Origin of the sequence: Mycetohabitans sp. B8 (assembly GCF_021991875.1) — a bacterium.
Lineage (GTDB): Bacteria > Pseudomonadota > Gammaproteobacteria > Burkholderiales > Burkholderiaceae > Mycetohabitans.
In genome coordinates, this window is sequence record NZ_JAHLKR010000018.1 from 167,230 (window position 1) to 187,067 (window position 19,838).

Genomic DNA, 19,838 nt, shown 5'->3' on the forward strand with positions numbered 1-19,838 from the left:
GCTTACGCACGCAGCCACGTGAAGTCGCCTGCCACGATGCCTTCGAACATCTCGTCCGTCGATTCGATGATGTTACGCCGCCAGTAATGACCATGCTCTGCGTAATGAGACAACAGGTCGGCCAGCGTCTCGCCGTCCAGGTCGGGATCCATCGGTATTCTAATTATAAGGATGATGCCGCCGGTATCGGTGTCCAGGCCCATTTGAGCCTGATCTTGCGCGTAGATCAGCAAGTTGGCTTCGAGCATCAACCGGAATACGTTGAGCGTGCGGCCCGCGGTTACTGTGCCGAAATGGAAGTTTAGGTAGATTGCGTCTAGGTCGTTTTCGAAGTATTCGAGGCGTACGTCGTAGCCCTGGACTTCTATGGTCCGCGTTTCCAGCACGTATTCTGGATCGGCGAGCCCGACGACATCGCACAGTTCGCGAACCAGTTCTCCGTACCGTTCGCCGTTCATTGTTTATTAGGTCGAGTGTGCTTGCTTGCTGAATTAAGGCAGGTGCGCGGCGCGCACCTGTGGTCACATTATCGTTGATTTTGCACTTGTTCCTTCACAGCGGACGCACACTTATCCATTTGATTGTTGACCGTTAGAGTTTTTTGCAATTCAAAGTTTAGTAGCGTTGAAACATTCGACATTGCCTGGGTCTGTTTGATCGTGTTAGCCAACGCAGCAGCCTCTTCTGTGTTATTTATTGTTTGGCTTCCATACTTTGCAGCGTCCGTTCCTTTATGCATCAGGTCTGATACGTTCATGCTCTGCTCCTTATTAGGTTAAGTGACACGAAAAACGATGCCAAGCTACTCGGCAATTCGTTTTTCGTGTAATTGCGCGACGATCCTACTCGCCGCATGTAGACCGCGATAAAGCGTTTTTAGGTTATCCCGGTCAACTTCGGTTTCTCCCGTCTCTTCCGCGATGCGATGCGCTGTGGCTTCCAGCGCTGAACGAATGGTTGCGACGCGAGAAGCATCAGTGATGAAACTCGGTAGATCATTAAAATCGGCGGCGCATGCGTCCAGTGCTTCGTACATAAACTCTCCTGGTCTAGTGAGTAACTCCGGACGCCCCGATGCCGGACGTCTGGTTAGAGGCGACAGGCGGCGTCGCAGCAGATGCTGCAATCGCATTGTCAACCGGATTCGTAGCTCCGGGTACTGCGCCAGCTTCGAGTGAGGACGCAGCATTTATATAAATGTGCTTGGTCCCGTCCGGAGCTTGCGCATACTCGATGGAGTCCGAGGCGATCATTTCAGAATATTCGGTTGGCCAAGGGTTTTTTTCAATGGCCTTTATATGTGTGCGCAGCATCTTGACGTTTCCGTTCAGATCACGCTTGACTCGCTCAATTGCCAAGTGAAGCTTATCCGGGTCGGCCACGCTCGCTGTAATGTCAAATACGCCGTTACTTGCGTACGACACCTGTACACCGCTCGTTCCTAATGACTCTGCTATGTTCCGCGTATCAATTTCTGCTACGTCGTACTGACGCAGCGCGATGCCGGGAGCAGTTCGTTGCAGCAGATCTCGAACGGCAAGGTCGGCCGCGGCGGTCGGCACCATGCCTGTCACGCGGATGGACGAGCCGGCAACGTCAGCATGCACCTCAGTCAGCTTCTGTTCGGACAGCATCCGGTTAACATGTTGCGCGAGATCGCCAATGTCATGCCGTCTGGCGGCGCGGCTGTCCTGGATTGACGTCAACAGTACGGCAAGCGAGACCGTCATTCCAACAGCCATGCAAGCCAGGGTTATTCCCGCGATCTTGCGTTGACGGGCGCGCTTTGCCTGTTGCCGCTCTTCGTTTGGCTTGACTAGAAGAACAGCTAGAAGGTCGACGTCTGGTGGCCAGCGCGCATCGGATGGACCGATGCAAACAACCGTATCGTCAAACTGCATCGGTACGAAATCGAGAAGGAGTACTGGCTCGACTTGTTCTGTTTCCTCAGTGGCGCGGCTGTCCGAGACAGCCGCCGCACTTTGGGAGCCATTCTGCCCAGTAACATGGCCGTCCTTGCTCGGATGCTGTGCGCTGGTCAGCCCGACTTTAATACTGTTTGTCGCAGCGCGTGTTGCCGTTACTACATTATCGCCGTTCACGGTGAGTGTCAGATCGGCGCTGGTCCAGTCTGAAAGCCGAATATCAGCATCATCATCCGCTGCTACTCGGTATACACCGGGCGCCAGCCGTACTTGGGCGCCTGCGTGTACACCGGTGAGAACTCGTAACAGCTTCATGATCGTCACAGTTGGTTGGCCGAGGTCTTGAGGAAACGTAACCAGTATCGACTGAAGCTTACTCTAGCGTAACCATCCGGTGCGTTTTGGGGTGATGCGAACCAACCTCTTGGTGAGCGAAAATTGAAACACTCGTTTAGGCGCTTAGGAAATGAGCGGCGGCGATTCGAAGCTGTAAGCGCCGAATTGTGTCGTCGCGCTGGGGTGCGGTCACAGGACGAAATAATTTGAGCATTAACAGAGGAACTAGAATGTTGAAGCGTTGTGCGCGATCCAGTACGCCTGCTGTGGACTGGTCCGTATCGCTACCTTCGTCTGCAGCACGGGCATTAGCCGTGACAGGAGTGCCAGCCGTTGCAGTATGCAATGACTGTTGTGTGCGCTGTTGGCTGTCGCGACGATGATCTGCGAAGGCAGCATTGACCCGTTGCAATAGTTCGCCAATTTCTGCGATGGTCAATGACGTCAGGTGACCCTGCGGCTGTAGTTGCAACCATTGAGTCAAGAGCCTGTACACGCTGGCGTCGATTTTTGCGCGGTCGTCTTGAAGCAGCCTGTCTTTGAGTTGAAGAAACTGTTGGGCCATAACCTGTGCAGCTTCTCCGACCCGAAGCGTACCGTCTGGATCGACCAAATGCTGTATCGGATTAGAGACCGCTGGAGGAGCGACGCCCTTGTTGAGCTTGCTTTGTCGGAACGTGCACGTGCCGCTCTCACCTCTGTCCCCCCTGCCTTCATGCTGCTTGCCATGCTCGCCGCCGTCTGCGGAGCCGCCAAAGGCCGAAGACGCCTGGACTCTGGTATGCGAGTCGGCTACTGTGTCTTCCTCGTCACCATCACCGTCCTCGTATGCGCCTGCGGCGTGGGCGAATTTGCGCCGCGTGAGGCGCGATTTAAAGCGCGACCATGCCAGACGGCGAGCCAGCGCCGCATTGAACGCCTTCGCTTGCTGTGCATTCGCAGATGCGTATCCGAACACCGTTGTGCCCCGGTACAGCGACGCACTCTTTGCCGACCGGGCCGACGTGTTTTTTTGCGAGCCAGCCGTGACGGGCAGTGCATCGCCCGTTTGCAACGCACCTGGGTATCGGTTTACGGTATTCAATTTGGTATCGCCATTTGGAACACTTCGTTGGCAAATCGAAGCACGGCGGCAGCTGAAAACGGCGCGAGCACCGCTATGGCGATGGTTACGGCGATCAGCTTGACACCGTGCGATAGCGCCTGGTCCTGCATCGATGTGATCGCCTGGAGAAAGGATACGGCCAAGCCGACAGTGGCAGCGATGATAACGATTGGCAAAGACACGTACATGCAAAGCAACATGCCCTGCATCGTAAAGCGTACTAAGGTATTGATGTCCATCATGTCATTATCGATATGTCAGGATTAGCCCATGGATCAGGGTAGACCAGCCATCCATGACAACGAATAGTAATAGCTTGAATGGAATCGCGACATTGGTCGGCATGACTTGGTTAAGCCCCATTGCCAGAAGTACGTTGGCAATAATCAGGTCTATGACGACAAAGGTAATATAAAGTAGAAAACCGATTTTGAACGCATCGGTCAGCTCGGACAACGTGAACGCCGGCGCAAGTACGATAAAGTCGTCCTCATGCAGGCTGTCGGCTATTTCCTTGGGCCAGATGACTGCGGCGGAACGAATGAAAAAGCGTTTTTCCCGTTCTTTCGCGTGTTGCTTTAAGAAAGCGCGAAACGGTTCTTGCGCGGAGCCGAATGCCTGAATGACTCCTTGCGACAGCGTACCGGTGTTAGGTTGAGCCTCAACGCGCTTGGCTACGGCCATTCCGATGGGAGCCATAATGTAAAGCGAGACGAGAATAGCGATGCCATTTAGTACCATGTTAGGCGGTACTTGCTGAGCGCCCAATGCGTTACGCAGTAAGCTCAGGACGATCACAATTTTCGTATAGGATGTGACCACGATGGCTAGCATTGGAATAATGCCGATTGCCATCACAATCAGCATCAATCCGGTTAAGTCACTCGGCTGGAACATTGCCTTGCACCATACGGAGGATTCGTACGCCGAGATGATCTCCGACGTTTACCAGTTCGGCATAGCCTATTGTCCGTCCATGTGTGACCAGCTTAACCTGGACGGACTCCACCGGATCAGTGAGCTCGAGCACGTATCCGGCGCGCAACGCATAAATTTCCGAAAGAGGCAGCGCGATAGTGTCAATTTCGAGTTGAATAGGTAATTCCAACTCGCCGACATTGATGACTTCATCGCGCGTATCGCTGGTAAGCGTCTCGTTACCGGGCGATGTATCGACATCGTTTGCCATATAGGGATCCTTTAGAATAGTTAACTGACGCCCATTGATTTCAACCTTTGCATGAATACGGAGCAACCCTGGTGTTCCCCATGCGGCGGCCGCATGGGTCGGTATGTCGTCTTTGGTTACCAAAGACGACACATCCGACCATGCGGCTCGAAGTATTACGTCTCCCGTCGTTATTCTATTAATCGTCGAGATCGTCAACGTTCGAAAACCAACAATTAGCCTGCCTGGCAAGCGCACGTGAGTGAGCCAGAGATGTTCTTGCGGTGATCGAAAAATCTGTGTTTGCGCATAGAATTGCGCAAAGAAACGTTCAGGTAGCTCTAGCAGGGGAGTGCCCAGTGCGACCGTTGCTGCGTGGCGACGAGTCTCGTGCGTGAACGATATATCAATTGTCGGTATGTCGTTCCGGCTCGAGTTGTGCAAGGCCTCCCAATTGGAGATTCGTTCCAGACGAATCAGTCGCAGATTGCCGAGTCCAGTTGCCGCCAATACAGAAAGCACCGGCTGAATTAAGATGCTGGCTATCGCAACACGCAGTGCCTGCGCGTTGTTTGTGTCCGCTTGCTCTGCCTCTCCAGCGGATTGTGATTGTACTATCGGCTTGAGCGCTGGGTAGTTAACCAAATCAAATGTGATGCTCGCATGTCCTTTGGGGTGTGCGAGTTCAATCAATGCGGGCTCGAGCCAGTCACGCTGACCGTTGTCCAGCGTGGCTTTCCAGTCTTCGACGCCAACCAGGTGCTGTAGCGCTTGTGGTAGGCGGCTGTCGCAAAACAGTCTTGCAGCCCTAGCAATCAGTGGCTCGATTGCCAGGGGGCGCCAGCGCACGTCGCTGAGAGGACTGTATGGCGGTTCGACAATCGGCAAAGTCATCCTCATCCGCTATCGTGTTGAGGTTTATCGGCGCCTGTTTCCAGCCCCCGGGTGAACGGCTTTATTACCATACCGTCAACTCTATATCCCGCGGCGCTCCCCATGCTCGCAGTAGCGTATCCAACTCATGCTCGAGCATTGATGCGTAGGATAAGATTAGCTCTCGCGCTTTATTGTCCGTCGTGTCGAAGCGAAGGGATAGTGTGGAATACGAAAGCGTCAGGTTAAGCGTTGTATCCGGTAGCAGGGCTGGATCCAGCGGTAAAGATGCTTCCCAGGTGCCTGTGTCGTTAATTGCGCTGTCTGTGCAAAACGCTGCAATTTCCTGAGCCAGTCGGCGAGCCATGTCGAGCATCGAACCTTGTTCGAGCAGTATTTTTTCTACAACGGGCTGAACCGCTGAACGGAGCCGCCGGCGCACTGCGCGCGACGCCCGGTCGGCATTTTCATCGGACGGCGATTCGTCGTCACTATCTGCATCCGGGTCAATCGCAAGGACGAATCCAGAGGCAATGCGATTCGGGTTGTATTTATCAACTGGCGGTTTGGTGTTTGGTAGTGGCTTGGCGCGGCGCGCGAGTGACGCATAGTCGAGCCGCAGCCGGCGATTATGTACCGGGGAGTTGTCGTGCCTGTCATGATGGCGGGGAATGATCCGCACTGGACGATTGCGAATGGACGTCATGGATAGAGGTTATGCTGTTACGCGGCCCAGCGGGCGTAGCTCGACGTGCTCCCCGAGCTCCTGGTAGGAGTAAACCGGGAGCCAGCCTAGTCGTCCCTCGATGATTCGACGCACATATCGACGAATATCCATTGAGGTAACGAGAGCGACACCTTCCCGTGGTTCGGTGCCGGCAAAGGATTTAACTTTTTCAACCAAGAAGTTGACCTCGTCGGGCGGAAGTGCCAGGTAGTTTCCTGTTGGCGTCTGCTTGATTGCCTGTCGAATATGCTGCTCGACAGGCAGATCGAGCAGCACGGCGTCGAGTTGACGTGCGCCGCCGGTGGCCCGATGTGCGAGAAATCGTGCCAGGTCGCCGCGTACGTATTCGGTGAGCATCAGCATGTCTTTCTCCTTCGTACCCCAAGCAAGCAGGCTCTCGAGAATGGTGCGCATGTTGCGGATCGGCACCTGCTCTTCAAGTAACCGCCTGAGTACATCCGCGATGCGTTGCGGCGGAACGGCCTTCTGGACCTCGGCAACAAGCCCTGGATAGTCTGTGCCCTGCTGCTCAAGGATCCACTGTACTTCCTGGATACCGAGAAACGATGACGCATGACGCCGCAACAACATGATCGTCGTGCGGGCGATGATCTCTTCCGCTTTCCAGGCGGAGGCTTTGGGCGGCAGCGCCTTTTCGTCGATCCACCACGTTGGGCCGGGTCCACCGTCCAGTCCGCCGCGGGGTTCGGCGCGTGCGCGCAGTACGTTGACCCCAGAATCGGGCGCATCGGCGCCAGATGTGGACGATTCCAGTGGCAGCATCACTTTACCGGGCGGCAGTTCGAGCGCGATATAGGGCACGTCATGTATCAGTACTTCGAAGCTGGCGCTGGCGGTTGTGTCGCTAGCCCACATCGTAATGCCAGGAAACGGCAACCCGAGCTCCTCCTGCAGCGCGTAGCGCTCTTTTGCAAATGACTTGTCCAGCGCGGGCGCCGATAAACGTGGCATCAAATCAGTGGCGATCCGGACGCCGACCGGCGGTGTAAACTGAGGCGCGCGCGGGAGAATTCCACCGGCTTCGCCTTTGCCGCCCGCTCGCTGCATCGAACTGACCGCCTCACTGCGTTGATCACCCGAAGATGGGCGCTTCTGGCCCAGCCTATAGCCGCAAAATGCTAGCGTGGCTGACAGCAGAAAGAACAGGGGCGCCGGGAATCCGGGGACAGCCGAAAACCCGATCAACAGCACGGCCGCGAAATACAGTGCGCGCGTGCTGGAACTGAGTTGTCGGCCCATTTCGCTACCGAGCGATTGGGGGTTTGCATCACGCTCGTCCGCGACTCTTGTAATCATGACGCCGGCCGCGACGGAAAGGAGCAGTGAAGGAATCTGTGAAACCATTGCATCGCCGACCGACAGGATCGCAAATCGGTTGGCCGCGTCCGCTGCGCTCATCCCATGATACGCAACGCCAACTGCGATGCCTGCAATGATATTGATCCCTGTGATGATCAGCCCGGCGATTGCGTCGCCTTTGACGAACTTCATTGCGCCGTCCATCCCGCCGTGCAGCTGGCTTTCAACAGCCAACGTCGCACGTTTGCGGCGTGCTTCGTCTGCGGTCAACAAATTGGCGCGCAAGTCGGCGTCGATACTCATCTGTTTGCCAGGGAGCGCGTCCAGCGTGAATCGGGCCCCGACTTCTGCGACTCGTTCCGAGCCTTTGGCGATGACGATGAATTGAACGGTCGTGATGATAATGAAGACGACGAGTCCGACCACCAGATTGCCGCCGACGACAAGCTGACCGAATGCTTCGATGATATGACCGGCATCGGCGTGCAATAAAATGGATTTTGTTGACGCGATATTGAGCGACAGGCGGTATAGCGTGGTAAAGAGAAGCAGGGACGGAAAGACAGACAACGCGACGATGTCGGGCACATACATCGTGATCATCAGCAATGTGACACTGATTGCGATATTGCAGGCCAGCAGCACGTCAATCAAAAGCGTCGGCAGCGGCAGAATCATCAGCGAAATAATCGCAACGACCACGAGCGCAACGCCAATCTCACCGGCTGCAGGCAATTTGAGGGCTTTCGACATGATAGTTCTTTATTCGCGATTCAATACGGTAATGCGGCAGTCAACTATGATGTGCTTTTAGGCCCGAGAGAATCGACCCACCGGAGAATGGCCACCACGGCTTCAAACAACTCTTCCGGGATGGGTTCATCGATCTCGACGCGGTGTAATGCACGTGCAACTGGAGGGTTACCAATGATCGGTACGCGTGCCTGCACGGCCGCACGCCGGAGTTCGGCAGCGCTTTCGTCCTGGCCCTTTGCAATGACGAGCGGCAGTGGGTACTCGGACGGTGCGTATCGTATCGCGACTGCATAGTGTGTCGGATTGACGATCAGCGCGTTGGCGAGTCCAACACGCAGGCGAGGCGGCGCTTCCTGTGCCCACTGACGTGCGATGCGTTTGCGTTCGCCTTTGAGTTGTGGATCGCCCTCCTGCTGTTTATATTCTCGCTTGATTTCGTCCTTGCTCATTCGCATCTGCCGGATAAACAACATATGTTGCAACCTGAAGTCGAACGCACCGATGATGACAAAAACGAGCGCGGCGACAGCCAGCAGTTTGAGAAAGACCGACCACAGCAGCCGGCATAACTCCGGCAAAGGCTGATACAACGATGTGGCGATCAGCGGGATCAACCCGCGAATCGTGACCCACATCACGCACATGACCAGCGTCGCTTTTAACAGCGACTTGCCAAGGTCGACCAACGTCCGAAGGGAGAATATTCGCTTGAGTCCGCTGGCGGGACTAACAGCCATCGGATTGGGGGTGACAGGCTTTGTACTGATTTGGAAGCCAACTTGGCCAAACAGCGCGGCGAACGCGGACAGTGCCGCAGCGAAGACGCATGGCACGATAACGATCAACGATTCCTGGCCAAGTTTGACCAGCCAGGCGACGAGCGTATCCAACGAACGGTCAGTCGTGACAAAATCCAGTGCCGTATGAATCAAACTGCGGAACGCGTCGGAAAATGTGGTTGCGGCTGCAACGACCGTCGCAATAACCGAACATAAAACCACAGCGTCTGTCAAGTCAGTGCTTTTCGCTACTTGGCCGTCACGCCGGGCGTCTCGAAGCCGCTTCTCAGTGGGTTGTTCGGTTTTTTCATCGCTCATCGGCATTCTCCGTCGATCTACGGCGGGCAGTGGCGCGAGAGCCTCTGGCGCCAGGTCACGATACCGTTCATGCGCGAATCGGTTTGCATACGCGCGAAGCGCAGGCGCCTAATCCGAACTCAGTTAAATCTTCGCGTATGTGGTGCACGCTTCGCTGCTGCGCCTTCCCGTCTTTTAGGTAACGCTATTGTTTGATAGACGACTCGGTTTGCGAATATACCGATCCGGACAAGCATGCAACGGGAGAAGTCCGTTGCGATATATCAGGAGCTTTGCGTAATGACTATCTCGTCTCAGCAATATATGAAGATCGACAAGCTTGTTATCGGCGGCTTAATCGAAGTCGTATCGCTTTCCCAGCAAGGCGATTTTAAGTCTGGCACAATCGACTTTGACGACGTGGAGATGGTAATCAATGCATTACGCGTGGTGTGTCCCAAGGCGCAAGAAATCGATGCGCTTGAGGGCATGCTCTGGATGTCTCGCGGTAAATGGGACGAGGCAATATTGACACTACAGTCGCTAGTCGACAAAAAACCGGACTTTTCTTACGCCAAAGGGCTGCTTGCGCTGGCCTTATTTTCAAAGGGGGATATGTCATGGCGCCAAACCGCGGCTGACCTCGAAGCGTCCAATCCAACGGAAGATACAAAAAGGCTGATTCGTTCGATTGAGGCCCGTGCGGACCTACGCGACGCCATAAAAACATATGAAAAAACCGGGCAATTTGTTCTTCCCGAATCATGTGAGGAACAGATGCGTGAATTTGAGCAAGCCAAGCAGACGGAGCAACCTGGTGCGAACCTCTCCTTTGCCGAGCACGCAAATCTCATTCGCTTATGACGCGATTGTAACCTGGAGCAGCGATATGACACAGGCACTTAACTTAATGGTCATGCCAATGGCGCCCGATACTGGATTGGAAGGCGGTAAGGCCGCGCCGTCCGCAGAGACAATCGGAAAATTTCAGGCGTTAATGGAACGAGCCGATATGGTAGAGCCGTCCAGCGGTGCAGATAATGGGCCATCGACGTTGGGCCGCATACTTGGCGCCCAAGATGTGCAAATGCAGCAGTTATTCAATGATATGAACGCGCTGCCGCAGCAGGCAATGAGCATGTCTATGCCGGAGATGACGATGGCAACGTGCCGGATACTGTCCGAATCGACCATGGTGCATGCGAATATCTCTATGAGTCAGGCGATAACCATGGCGCCGAAAAATTCAATAGATACGTTACTTAAAAACCAATAAATTATGCTTGCCCAACGACGCGACACCGCGCACCGGGCCGGGCGGCTCGCCATAATGCTCGTCCTTTGCATCTCGCTGTGGGGATGCCAGAAGGAACTATACAATAATCTTTCCGAGCAAGACGCCAATGAAATGATGGTTGCACTGCTCGAGCATGGCGTCAACGCGTCCAAGACCACGGCGGACAATGGCAAAACGTGGTCGCTGGATGTTGAGGAAGCAGAAATAGTACGCGCGATGGAGGTGCTGCGCTCCCGCGGGCTGCCTCATACAAAATACGACGACCTCGGTAATCTGTTTAAGAAAGATGGGCTGGTTTCCACGCCGACCGAGGAACGAGTACGCTTTATATACGGGTTGTCGCAGGAGTTGTCGGATACGCTATCTAAAATAGATGGTGTTGTCGTTGCGCGGGTGCAAATCGTATTGCCGAACAACGACCCTCTGGCGTCGCAAACAAAGCCATCGTCGGCATCCGTGTTTATCAAATATCGACCCGATTCGGACGCGGCCGCACTGGTTCCGCAAATTAAGACGCTTGTCATGCACAGTGTCGAGGGCCTGACGTACGACGCGGTGAGTGTCACGGCGGTACCGGCAGATCCACTGGATTTGTCTCGCATGCAAAACAGGCAATCCTATACACTTCCGTTAATTGCAGTGCTCCTGTGTGCGATATTGATTCCATTGGCGTGGTGGCTGGGCCGGAACGGAGCGAGAAACGGCCGAACACTGGTCGCTCAACTGGCTAAGCGGATCGGTATTCGACCCAAGCAGGATAGTTCGGCTTCGGCATCGTAACCTACGGGAGCCGAAATGACACCATTCGAGCGTGCCGCCGCAGCGTTGCGCGCGTATGAGCGCAACGCGCGCAATGCGATCGAATGGGCGGATGCATCGTGGCTTGCCGCTGCGCTCGGCACCACCACGGCAGTGGTTCAAAGCTTGCAGGTTGCGTGGCGTAACGCCCAGCGCATCCAAATGGATTTGGCCTCTTACGCGCTGCTAAGTATGAACAGCGTAACGGCGCCGACGGTAAAATCGCTGATTGCCGGCCATGCCGCGATGTTCGATATGCTGCCTGTCGATCAAGGCCTGCGCATGCTACGGGTACGCGCGTTGTTGTTCCGTGGCGCGCAGGTGCGACGCGTCATTGACAATGCGAGCCGCAGGCGGCTTACCGATTGGGTTGGCGTTTCGTTGGATCTCATCAGTCAGGCCGCGACTGGCGCGCCTGACATTGCCGCGCTGCCAATGGCGCCCCTCATGACGCCACTTGACGAGATCGACGCGCAGACGCTAGCGCAAGAAGGCTACTGGCTGATAGTTCGAGACGAGCGTGATGCCGCGCGTTCGATACCGTGCACGCTGTTGCGCCTTGCGTTGCCGCGAGAAGCAAATCCGCCTCGGTGGCTGAACGCCAAAGTCAGCCACCTTGATAAAGACGGCACGCAAAACCTTGTTAATCATATACCTGCCTGGCTGCCGGAGTGGAAATGGCTATTTGGCTGAAGTCGCCATATCAAATCCCGCACACGGACGGCGTACACGTTGGCGCGAGCCGTGACGTGATCCCGGCCGCGGAGTTTGGAGCGCTATTGACGATTGAACAGGCGTACGAACAACTCGAAGCTGACAGGCAGGAGACACTCGAGCGCGCACGCAACGAGTCCAACAAAATAGTCGAGGCCGCACGTCAGTCCGCGCAGCAGATACTCGACGATGCGACGCGCGAATACGAGACGGCCGCGGAGCGCGGCTATCGCGATGGCGAGCAGCGCGCGCTGTCCAATTGGATGGAACGGCTGGCGGAGCTTGCCGACAGCGAACGGCGAATGCAGGTACGTATGCGGGAGCGGCTTGCTCAGATCGTCACGACTGGGGTCGAGCAAATCGTGCATGTGCAGCACACCGACGCGCTCTTTGAGCGTGCGCTGAATGTTGTTGACCGGATTGTCGAGGGCGCGGCATATGTCCGAATTTTCGTAAGCGAGTCCGATCATGATCACGCATGTGTGGCTTTTGAACGTCTGGCGGCGCGGTGGCGCGAGATGGGACGTCCATTTCCACTGACTGTTATCGCTGATAAGAAGCTGCCTCCCGGAAGCTGTATTTGCGAGTCGGATTTTGGTTCGGTTGACGCGAGTCTTGCCACTCAGCTAAGGGCGATGCGCACTGCAATCACGCGTGCACTCAAGCACTCGTTGATCGAATGCGATAACTGCGAACAATTGCATGACGATGGCAGGCATGAATCTCCGTCCCACGCGGTCGATGACGAAAGCGATCCAACAGATGCTCCGATAAATGAACATGGCATCAACGACGCTAACGATGACGATAGCGACGACGAGGACATGATGGATGGCGATTTTTGGGACGACGATGAACTGGATGCGACGGCTGATGAGGAAGCGCTTGACGATATTGCATCCGATGATGAAGCTTTCGGCATGGAAGAGTTTGATCAGGGGGAACTCGATGAAAACGAGTTTAACGACGACGAATTCCTCAGTGAGGGAGATGACGAGAGCGTTAACGACGAAGACCTAGTTGACGAAGTTTCGGGCGATAAAGTTTTTGGAGAAGAGCGTTCTGACCTTGCGCAGCGCAATGAGGTTCAGAACGACGAAGCTCGCGAAGCGCCGCTCGATCTCGATGCTTTCGATCGTGAGCAACCGCACGATTCCGGCAGCGCGAAACGGGATCGCACTTAATGAATCGTACGGACGGGGTTGAGATGCACAGCGACGACGATTGTCCATCCGCGCTGGAGTGCGATGCATTGCGCGTTACCGACGTAATCGAGCGCGCCATCCTATCTACCTCTGGTATTGCGCATCACGGCAAGGTGCTCGAGGTCATTGGCACGCTGGTCAAGGTCAGCGGGCTTGACGTTTCTCTTGGCGAGCTGTGCGAACTGAGGGCTCCGGATGGCGCCGTGCTGCAGCACGCGGAGGTGATAGGATTTACGCGTGACGTCGCGCTGTTGTCGCCATTCTCGCGATTAGAGAACGTGTCGAGGTCGACGCGCGTGGTTGGACTGGGCCGGCCGCTGTCGGTGCCGGTTGGAGATGTCTTGCTGGGGCGGGTGATTGATAGCCTAGGGCAGCCGATCGATGGCTTGGGTCCCATCGATACCGAGGAATTGCGCCCGATTTTTGCTTCGCCTCCGGACCCAATGAGCCGGAAAATGATTGAGTATCCGCTGCCCACTGGCGTGCGCGTCGTCGATAGCATGATGACACTGGCCGAGGGGCAACGGATGGGGATTTTTGCTCCAGCGGGCGTCGGCAAAAGTACGTTACTGGGCATGTTCGCACGTGGTGCGCAATGTGATGTCACAGTGATTGCGCTAATCGGCGAGCGGGGACGTGAGGTGCGCGAGTTCATCGAGCTCATCCTTGGCGAGGAGGGAATGGCGCGATCCGTGGTGGTTTGCGCGACATCGGATCGATCGTCCATTGAAAGGGCGAAGGCTGCATATGTCGCGACGACCATCGCTGAATATTTTCGGGATCGTGGGCAGCGTGTGCTGCTGATGATGGACTCGTTGACGCGCTTTGCACGCGCGCAACGCGAAATTGGCCTGGCCGCCGGCGAGCCGCCGGCACGACGTGGCTTTCCTCCGTCAATTTTTGCCGAATTGCCACGGCTTCTGGAACGTGCCGGCATGGGCGCCACGGGCTCGATCACTGCACTGTACACTGTGCTTGCGGAAGACGAGAGCGGCAGCGACCCAATCGCCGAAGAAGTCCGGGGTATTCTGGATGGCCATATGATCCTGTCTCGCGAGATTGCGGCGAAGAACCAGTACCCGGCCATCGACGTGCTTGGCAGCTTGTCTCGCGTAATGTCGCAGGTCATGCCCCGCGAGTATGTAGACGCGGCCGCCCGTGTGCGCGAATTGATGGCGAAGCATCGGGAAGTGGAGATGCTGCTGCAGATCGGCGAGTATCAGCCGGGCGGCAATCCATTGGCGGACGAGGCTATCGACAAAATTGATGCTATTCGGGCGTTTCTGAGCCAGCGTACCGACGAGCGCGCAGACCCGGACGATACCCAGGCGCGTCTGTTTGAACTGGCTCACGGCTAATGGGTGCGTAATGGCGGTATCGGATCGCAGGATCGTCGCGTTGCGCAGAGCGGTGGCGCGCCGCTCGCGCATGGAAGATGAACTGCGCGCGGTGCTCTCAAAGCAGCGAACGGAGCAGGCCGACCTCAGGGAAAAGTGCGACAATAAAAAAGCTCAGATCGATCAGGAGCGCAGTGTATTGGAAGCCAGCGAAGTCCGCATTACGGAGATGATGACCGGCAGCAGCTGCTTTTCCATTGTCGAAATGCAGGGCACAATGCGCTATATGGATGTGGTGATGGACCGCATCCGTGTACTTGAAAGAGAGCTTGATAAGTTAGAGCAGCAATATCGGTCAAAGACCGATGAAATATCGCGCACCGCGCAAGCGATCGCAAGAAATCGCGGGCGTATCGAAGCATGCGACAACCGTATCGGCACGCTGATGCGCAAGCTTGACGAAGCGGAAAGCGACATTGCCGACGACGAAGCTGAAGAAGCGGCGTTGGCACGTATCAGATCCCGCGGTTGTCAGAGGCTGACCCGATGATAATTGAGCTACTCAAAGTCTTCGGCGAATGGCACGAAGCGATTGGCGGGTATGTTGCGATGTTGGGGCTGTGCTCGGCACGTGCCTTTATCCTGTTTCTCATGTTTCCCCCTACTGCCGATGGAGTGCTGCAGGGGATCGCCCGTAACGGCGTGGTGCTGCTGTTCAGTTCGTTCATTGCATATGGCCAGCCGGTATCGTTCTTCGAGTCCATGACGGGCGTGATGCTGGTTGAGATTTGCATTCGCGAGGCACTTATCGGACTGACGCTCGGTTTCGCAGCGTCGACGGTATTTTGGGTTGCGGAAAGCGCCGGTACCTACATTGACGACTTGACTGGCTATAACAACATACAGATTACCAATCCGGTCCGCTCCGAGCAAAACACGCCTACCGGCACGCTGTTGCTGCAAATCGCGACAGTGGCATTCTGGACGCTTGGCGGCATGCCCATTCTGCTGGGCGTGCTATATGATTCGTACAACTGGTGGCCGATCACTTCCCGCACTCCAGTTGTGGAGAATATTCTGGAAAGCTTTGTATTGCACCAGACTGACACGTTGATGCAAATGACGGCAAAGCTTGCTGCACCAATCATGTTCATGCTGCTGCTGGTCGATTTGGCGGTCGGCTTTGCCGCGAAATCGGCACAAAAGCTGGAGCTGACGCAACTGAGCCAACCCGTCAAAGGTGCATTGACCGTCCTGATCCTCGCGCTATTCGTCGGTATCTTTGTCGAGCAAGTCCGGGGTCAACTCGTGCTAGCAGGACTGTCGGACTATATGCGGGAGCTGGCGCACGGACCGCGGTAAAAAAGGTTCTTCGTAGGAAACCGTGAAGCGATTTTTGCCGATTGCGTAACCTGGCGGCTGAGTTTAAAGACGTTGTTGGACAAAGTGCTCGATCTCAAGACACTGCAGGCGCTGGGTTGCTGGAAGGGCTATCAGCTTGACCGTCTGTAGTGGCCGCAGGGCGAAAACCGCACGCTGTCGCTGTGTCTAAAGCCTGTGAGCGAGGTGATGCTTTCCGAGCAATGCGGCACGCGTTGCTCGCAGCTTCATGAAACTACTGTTAGAAGGGTGCGCGATCTGCCGCTGTTTGAGTACCGGGTGGTGCTGCCTGTGCCTCGCCGGCGGCTCTGGTGCGGGCGCTGCGGTGGGCCGCGACTGGAGAAGCTCGACTGGCTGGACCGTTACCAGAGGGTGACTGATCGCTTTGCCAAGGCCTGCGAGAAGCTGCTGCAGGCGGCCAGTGTGTAGGTGGTCGCCGCCTTTTATGACCTGGGGTGGCATACGGTCAAATCAATCGACAAGATGCGCTTGCGCACACGCGTGCTCGAGCCGAACTGCTCGAACATCCGCTACCTTGCGATGGATGAGTTTGCGCTCCATAAGGGCCATCGCTACGCTACTGTAGTGGTCGATCCGATCGGCCGGCAGGTGCTGTGGATCGAGCCGAAACGCTCGCGCGGGACGGCCCGGGCTTTCTTCGAGCAGCTTCCTGAGGGGGGCGCATCGAGGTAGTCGCGATCGACATGACAACGGCCTATGAGTTGGAGATCAACGTCCATTGCCCGCAGGCCGAGATTGTCTACGATCTTTTCCACGTTGTCGCCAAATACGGACGCGAGGTAATTGATCGTGTACGTGTCGATCAGGCCAACCAGCTTTGCTATGACAGGCCAGCGCGCACGGTTCGAAGTCTAGCCGCTGGCTGCTACTGCGCAACCGCCAGAATCTGAAGCCCGACCAGTCGGTGAACTTGAAGGAACTGCTGGCCGCCAACCAGAACCCTCTCAGCGGCAGCATCGCAAAACCCGCCGAATGAGCAATGCTATTGAAGGATTAAGCTGCATGGATCGAACGTGCCGTTACAATGGCAAGCCAGCACCGGCATTGATCCTGGCATTGATCCTACTGCCGGCGTGCGGCGATTAGCACCACCATCGCATCGCCATCGTGCACAGTGCGACAGCGACATGGATACGCATACGTACTGTGCATTTTAACGACAAAGCCAGCCGGCGGCCCATCATGGTCGAAGCAAGGGCACGCGCGGCCCAGCGGCGAACTATTTCACCTCACACGCAGGCATCTCGGACTTGCAATTCGCCTCGACTGCCTGCTGCGTGACATCGATCGTGGCGCCATCCGGCGTGAAGGGCTGGCCACGCCGATAAAACAAATAGGTTGCCGAGTACGGGACATAAAGCGCCGTGCGTTCAACCGTGCAGACGGGATCGGGAGGCAACCCGCCGGACGTTTGCACGCGCTGTATCGACGTGATGTTGGCAAACCTGCCGGCTTCTCCAGGTTCCGCAGAAGAATGGACGGCGGTCAGCCGTTGCCACGGCAGTGTCGATGCGCTGATTATCTCTTGCGCAAGCAACCTGGTCACGACGTAGCTGCCGTCGGTTGCTATGAAATATCCGCCCGGTGATATAACTCCCGCGCTGTGGCGCGACGCATCGACCAATGTCGCCAACGTTCCGGTGGCATGCCAACTCAATTGGTTACCGTTGCGTTGGCATACATACGTTTCATTCCCGTGTACGCGGAACACTTCCTGCAATACCTCGACTGGCTTGGCTTGGAGCGAGGCGGGCAGCGTGCTGTTCGACGGCGGCACATCGGGCGTCGCACAAGCTGCCAGCCCTAGCGCGCAAGCGCCCGACACCACTATGGCGGCGCGTTGGCCATGCGCGGCCGGCCAGCGCGCTGGACGCCTGTCGTTACCGCCTGGCAGGGCTCGATGTGCCCGCGCCCAGTTTAAAAGACATGTAAGAGGATTCACCGTGCGGCATCCGTCAAGATCGGCTGGTCAAAACCGAAGTACAACCCTATCGGGCCACGGCCGATGAACGCCAAGCGAAACGATGAATGACTAGGCGTAGTAACGGACTGCTGTCTACATCCCGCTGGCGACGGTTCCGATATGCTCTGTGCCAGTGTCGCGCTCCTGATTGCGCGGAAGAATTTCAACAGTCCTCAAAATATAGCAGTTTGGTCAGATTTGTTGAAAATGTCGCAGGATGGTTCGATTAGATTCCGATATGTCAGACCCGCAAGGGCGCTTGTAATGACGTCGTGCGTCAGGCCATGAGGCGCGCGCATATTGGAGTCTCACGATGCTCATAACACCGTATTTCCCGTTGGCTGCAGCCCTGTCGTTGAAAAACGTGCCAGCCGAGTTCATGAACAAGTTGATCGAAGCAAATCTCACCGCCGCAGGTGGTCAAGCAAGCCGGTGGGGCGAGGATGAGCGCGAAGACCAACAGGTCGCTGGGCTGCTGCAACTGCACGCCGATATGCAAATGACGCTGGGTATCGATGACGAGGCAGAAACGTCGTATCGGCGCGCGCAGCGCGCGGTGCGGGAGTGTGCTCATGCAGTGCGGGCCGCCTCTTGTCGCAATGCCGGCTGGCAGGCGCTATTCCGCTGCCGGCTGGCGACGGCGCTGTCCTGCTTTGTCCGCTTGATCGACGACGCGGAGTTGGATCCGTTGCAGCGCCTGGAGGCTCAATTCGGCCTGGTGTGCGCATTGCACGAACTCGGACAGGGCCGCTTCCTGCGCGATGCGATCAAACAGTTAATCGAGTTGACCGAGGGGGCGCCGCCCGAGGTGGCGGAGCGCTGGCAGGAGGTTGTGCTGACGCTGCGTCTAGATATCGCGGTGCAGCGCGAGTTAAGACTATCGTCCCAGCTTGGTGACCACGCCTACTGGCTGTCTGGCGCTGGCGACGAACGAACGCTTGGCAGCCGTGATTCCGGTGCGCTGATTGAAGCCCTCGAGACCGATGCGCAGCGTGTCCAGATGCCGTTGCTCAAGCAACGAATCACGTACTTGCGCCACTTGCGGCTGTTGTCGCAAGGCGTGCGCGACGCGATGATGAATATCCAGCAACACTTGGACTGGGCGTCGCGTAACGGATTGTCCGAGTATGGGCGATCAACTCGAATCGAGATCGGATTGGCGGCGTTGCACGCAGGCGCGCCCCAGCTTGCCGAGTCGGTGGTGGAGTCGCTGAACCGCGTCGATTACGTCTCCAGCACCGGACGCCGGCAAATCGATTACCTCTATTGTCTTGCCAAGATTAGACAAAGCCAGGGTAAGGTCAACGAGTCGATGCAGTACTACACGCGCTATGCGGTTGTTTCAACGCAATGCCTGCGGGACGACTCCCAGGCGTTGGTGTCGTTCTCCAGCCGTGCGACGCCCCAGACGGGCCAACTGGACGACATCAGCGCGCGGCTGCCGGCCAAGTACCGACGGGCGTACCGATACATGCAGGAGAACCTGAACCGGCATGACCTGTCGGTGCGCGAGATCGCCGCGGAGGTCGGCGTGACTGAGCGGGCCTTGCAAAGTGCTTTCAAGAACTTTCTCGGATTGTCTCCAACCGAATTGATTCGCCGCCAGCGCATGGAGCGCATTCGAGCGGAGCTGTTGAGCGACTCGCTGGAGAGCGAACGCAGCGTGCTGCGCATCGCGAACAAGTGGGGCGTGCAGAACCGATCGACGCTGGTGAGCGGGTATCGGAAGGAGTTTCAGGAAGCGCCGTCGGAGACGCTCGACCGGTAGACGGATCCCGTCGATCGCCGTGCGTGTCCGACCGTGGGTGAAGGATCCATGCAACCTTGACAACGCGTA

At 56.5% G+C, this 19,838-nt stretch carries 21 protein-coding genes and 1 pseudogene; 10 read left to right on the forward strand and 12 right to left on the reverse strand.

Features of this window, described 5'->3' with window-relative positions:
• Positions 1-2: 2 nt before the first annotated feature.
• The 11 genes from KQH60_RS10155 to sctU form a co-directional block, all read right to left on the reverse strand.
• Positions 3-458 (reverse strand): CesT family type III secretion system chaperone, encoded by a 456-nt coding sequence (locus tag KQH60_RS10155; RefSeq protein WP_076794018.1) that lies wholly within the window; start codon positions 456-458, stop codon positions 3-5.
• A 68-nt stretch (positions 459-526) separates the two neighbouring features.
• A complete protein-coding gene (locus KQH60_RS10160; protein ID WP_237576334.1) occupies positions 527-757 on the reverse strand; it encodes a hypothetical protein in 231 nt (76 codons plus the stop codon).
• Between the two features lie 45 nt (positions 758-802).
• Positions 803-1,036 (reverse strand): type III secretion protein, encoded by a 234-nt coding sequence (locus tag KQH60_RS10165; RefSeq protein WP_237576335.1) that lies wholly within the window; start codon positions 1,034-1,036, stop codon positions 803-805.
• A 13-nt stretch (positions 1,037-1,049) separates the two neighbouring features.
• Positions 1,050-2,240 carry an FHA domain-containing protein gene (locus KQH60_RS10170; protein ID WP_237576434.1) on the reverse strand — a complete coding sequence of 397 codons (1,191 nt, stop codon included), beginning with the start codon at positions 2,238-2,240 and terminating at the stop codon, positions 1,050-1,052.
• Between the two features lie 136 nt (positions 2,241-2,376).
• Positions 2,377-3,315 carry a hypothetical protein gene (locus KQH60_RS10175; RefSeq protein ID WP_237576336.1) on the reverse strand — a complete coding sequence of 313 codons (939 nt, stop codon included), beginning with the start codon at positions 3,313-3,315 and terminating at the stop codon, positions 2,377-2,379.
• A gap of 26 nt (positions 3,316-3,341) precedes the next feature.
• Positions 3,342-3,605 (reverse strand): type III secretion system export apparatus subunit SctS, encoded by a 264-nt coding sequence (gene sctS, locus KQH60_RS10180; protein ID WP_237576337.1) that lies wholly within the window; start codon positions 3,603-3,605, stop codon positions 3,342-3,344.
• Positions 3,606-3,612: 7 nt separating this feature from the next.
• Positions 3,613-4,263, reverse strand: a complete 651-nt coding sequence (gene sctR / locus KQH60_RS10185; RefSeq protein WP_237576338.1) for a type III secretion system export apparatus subunit SctR — start codon at positions 4,261-4,263, stop codon at positions 3,613-3,615.
• The gene (gene sctQ, locus KQH60_RS10190) at positions 4,247-5,428 is read right to left on the reverse strand and encodes a type III secretion system cytoplasmic ring protein SctQ (RefSeq protein ID WP_237576339.1); all 1,182 of its coding nucleotides are present in this window, start codon (positions 5,426-5,428) and stop codon (positions 4,247-4,249) included. The genes sctR and sctQ overlap by 17 nt, the downstream gene beginning before the upstream one ends.
• Before the next feature lie 64 nt (positions 5,429-5,492).
• Positions 5,493-6,113, reverse strand: a complete 621-nt coding sequence (gene sctP, locus KQH60_RS10195) for a type III secretion system protein SctP (RefSeq protein ID WP_237576340.1) — start codon at positions 6,111-6,113, stop codon at positions 5,493-5,495.
• 9 nt (positions 6,114-6,122) lie between these two features.
• A complete protein-coding gene (gene sctV, locus KQH60_RS10200) occupies positions 6,123-8,207 on the reverse strand; it encodes a type III secretion system export apparatus subunit SctV (RefSeq protein ID WP_237576341.1) in 2,085 nt (694 codons plus the stop codon).
• A 44-nt stretch (positions 8,208-8,251) separates the two neighbouring features.
• A complete protein-coding gene (sctU, locus tag KQH60_RS10205) occupies positions 8,252-9,307 on the reverse strand; it encodes a type III secretion system export apparatus subunit SctU (protein WP_237576342.1) in 1,056 nt (351 codons plus the stop codon).
• Between the two features lie 303 nt (positions 9,308-9,610).
• On the opposite strand from sctU, the gene KQH60_RS10210 reads away from it, so the two are divergent.
• The 9 genes and pseudogenes from KQH60_RS10210 to KQH60_RS10250 form a co-directional block, all read left to right on the forward strand.
• Positions 9,611-10,150 (forward strand): HrpB1 family type III secretion system apparatus protein, encoded by a 540-nt coding sequence (locus KQH60_RS10210; RefSeq protein WP_237576343.1) that lies wholly within the window; start codon positions 9,611-9,613, stop codon positions 10,148-10,150.
• A 25-nt stretch (positions 10,151-10,175) separates the two neighbouring features.
• Positions 10,176-10,562: a hypothetical protein gene (locus KQH60_RS10215; RefSeq protein ID WP_237576344.1), complete on the forward strand. Its 387-nt coding sequence runs from the start codon at positions 10,176-10,178 to the stop codon at positions 10,560-10,562.
• 3 nt (positions 10,563-10,565) lie between these two features.
• Positions 10,566-11,363 carry a type III secretion system inner membrane ring lipoprotein SctJ gene (gene sctJ / locus KQH60_RS10220; RefSeq protein WP_237576345.1) on the forward strand — a complete coding sequence of 266 codons (798 nt, stop codon included), beginning with the start codon at positions 10,566-10,568 and terminating at the stop codon, positions 11,361-11,363.
• Between the two features lie 15 nt (positions 11,364-11,378).
• Complete coding sequence (locus KQH60_RS10225; protein WP_237576346.1) at positions 11,379-12,074, forward strand: type III secretion protein HrpB4; 696 nt, start codon at positions 11,379-11,381, stop codon at positions 12,072-12,074.
• Positions 12,059-13,279: a type III secretion system stator protein SctL gene (gene sctL, locus KQH60_RS10230; RefSeq protein WP_237576347.1), complete on the forward strand. Its 1,221-nt coding sequence runs from the start codon at positions 12,059-12,061 to the stop codon at positions 13,277-13,279. Before KQH60_RS10225 ends, sctL begins: the two co-directional genes overlap by 16 nt.
• Positions 13,280-13,302: 23 nt before the next feature.
• Entirely contained in the window at positions 13,303-14,658 is a 1,356-nt protein-coding gene (gene sctN / locus KQH60_RS10235) for a type III secretion system ATPase SctN (RefSeq protein ID WP_237576435.1), read from the forward strand.
• 10 nt (positions 14,659-14,668) lie between these two features.
• Entirely contained in the window at positions 14,669-15,187 is a 519-nt protein-coding gene (locus KQH60_RS10240; RefSeq protein WP_237576348.1) for a type III secretion protein SctO, read from the forward strand.
• Positions 15,184-15,999, forward strand: a complete 816-nt coding sequence (gene sctT / locus KQH60_RS10245) for a type III secretion system export apparatus subunit SctT (protein ID WP_237576349.1) — start codon at positions 15,184-15,186, stop codon at positions 15,997-15,999. The genes KQH60_RS10240 and sctT overlap by 4 nt, the downstream gene beginning before the upstream one ends.
• A gap of 84 nt (positions 16,000-16,083) precedes the next feature.
• A pseudogene (locus tag KQH60_RS10250) lies at positions 16,084-16,978 on the forward strand (ISL3 family transposase); the annotation flags it as partial.
• Between the two features lie 279 nt (positions 16,979-17,257).
• Here KQH60_RS10250 and KQH60_RS10255 read toward each other — a convergent pair.
• The gene (locus KQH60_RS10255; protein WP_237576350.1) at positions 17,258-17,863 is read right to left on the reverse strand and encodes a DUF3455 domain-containing protein; all 606 of its coding nucleotides are present in this window, start codon (positions 17,861-17,863) and stop codon (positions 17,258-17,260) included.
• A 451-nt stretch (positions 17,864-18,314) separates the two neighbouring features.
• Here KQH60_RS10255 and KQH60_RS10260 point away from each other — a divergent pair, with 451 nt between their 5' ends.
• Positions 18,315-19,769, forward strand: a complete 1,455-nt coding sequence (locus KQH60_RS10260) for a helix-turn-helix transcriptional regulator (protein WP_237576351.1) — start codon at positions 18,315-18,317, stop codon at positions 19,767-19,769.
• Positions 19,770-19,838 lie beyond the last annotated feature (69 nt).

Excerpts from the sequence above, each read along its gene's own strand:
- KQH60_RS10210 (WP_237576343.1), top strand. The coding sequence starts at position 9,611 with ATGAAGATCGACAAGCTTGTTATCGGCGGCTTAATCGAAGTCGTATCG.
- sctP (WP_237576340.1), bottom strand. The coding sequence starts at position 6,113 with ATGACGTCCATTCGCAATCGTCCAGTGCGGATCATTCCCCGCCATCAT.
- KQH60_RS10240 (WP_237576348.1), top strand. The coding sequence starts at position 14,669 with ATGGCGGTATCGGATCGCAGGATCGTCGCGTTGCGCAGAGCGGTGGCG.
- sctJ (WP_237576345.1), top strand. The coding sequence starts at position 10,566 with ATGCTTGCCCAACGACGCGACACCGCGCACCGGGCCGGGCGGCTCGCC.
- KQH60_RS10260 (WP_237576351.1), top strand. The coding sequence starts at position 18,315 with ATGCTCATAACACCGTATTTCCCGTTGGCTGCAGCCCTGTCGTTGAAA.
- sctU (WP_237576342.1), bottom strand. The coding sequence starts at position 9,307 with ATGAGCGATGAAAAAACCGAACAACCCACTGAGAAGCGGCTTCGAGAC.
- sctN (WP_237576435.1), top strand. The coding sequence starts at position 13,303 with ATGCACAGCGACGACGATTGTCCATCCGCGCTGGAGTGCGATGCATTG.
- KQH60_RS10165 (WP_237576335.1), bottom strand. The coding sequence starts at position 1,036 with ATGTACGAAGCACTGGACGCATGCGCCGCCGATTTTAATGATCTACCG.
- sctS (WP_237576337.1), bottom strand. The coding sequence starts at position 3,605 with ATGGACATCAATACCTTAGTACGCTTTACGATGCAGGGCATGTTGCTT.
- KQH60_RS10225 (WP_237576346.1), top strand. The coding sequence starts at position 11,379 with ATGACACCATTCGAGCGTGCCGCCGCAGCGTTGCGCGCGTATGAGCGC.
- KQH60_RS10215 (WP_237576344.1), top strand. The coding sequence starts at position 10,176 with ATGACACAGGCACTTAACTTAATGGTCATGCCAATGGCGCCCGATACT.
- sctQ (WP_237576339.1), bottom strand. The coding sequence starts at position 5,428 with ATGACTTTGCCGATTGTCGAACCGCCATACAGTCCTCTCAGCGACGTG.
- sctL (WP_237576347.1), top strand. The coding sequence starts at position 12,059 with ATGGCTATTTGGCTGAAGTCGCCATATCAAATCCCGCACACGGACGGC.
- sctR (WP_237576338.1), bottom strand. The coding sequence starts at position 4,263 with ATGTTCCAGCCGAGTGACTTAACCGGATTGATGCTGATTGTGATGGCA.
- KQH60_RS10170 (WP_237576434.1), bottom strand. The coding sequence starts at position 2,240 with ATGAAGCTGTTACGAGTTCTCACCGGTGTACACGCAGGCGCCCAAGTA.
- sctT (WP_237576349.1), top strand. The coding sequence starts at position 15,184 with ATGATAATTGAGCTACTCAAAGTCTTCGGCGAATGGCACGAAGCGATT.
- KQH60_RS10155 (WP_076794018.1), bottom strand. The coding sequence starts at position 458 with ATGAACGGCGAACGGTACGGAGAACTGGTTCGCGAACTGTGCGATGTC.
- sctV (WP_237576341.1), bottom strand. The coding sequence starts at position 8,207 with ATGTCGAAAGCCCTCAAATTGCCTGCAGCCGGTGAGATTGGCGTTGCG.
- KQH60_RS10160 (WP_237576334.1), bottom strand. The coding sequence starts at position 757 with ATGAACGTATCAGACCTGATGCATAAAGGAACGGACGCTGCAAAGTAT.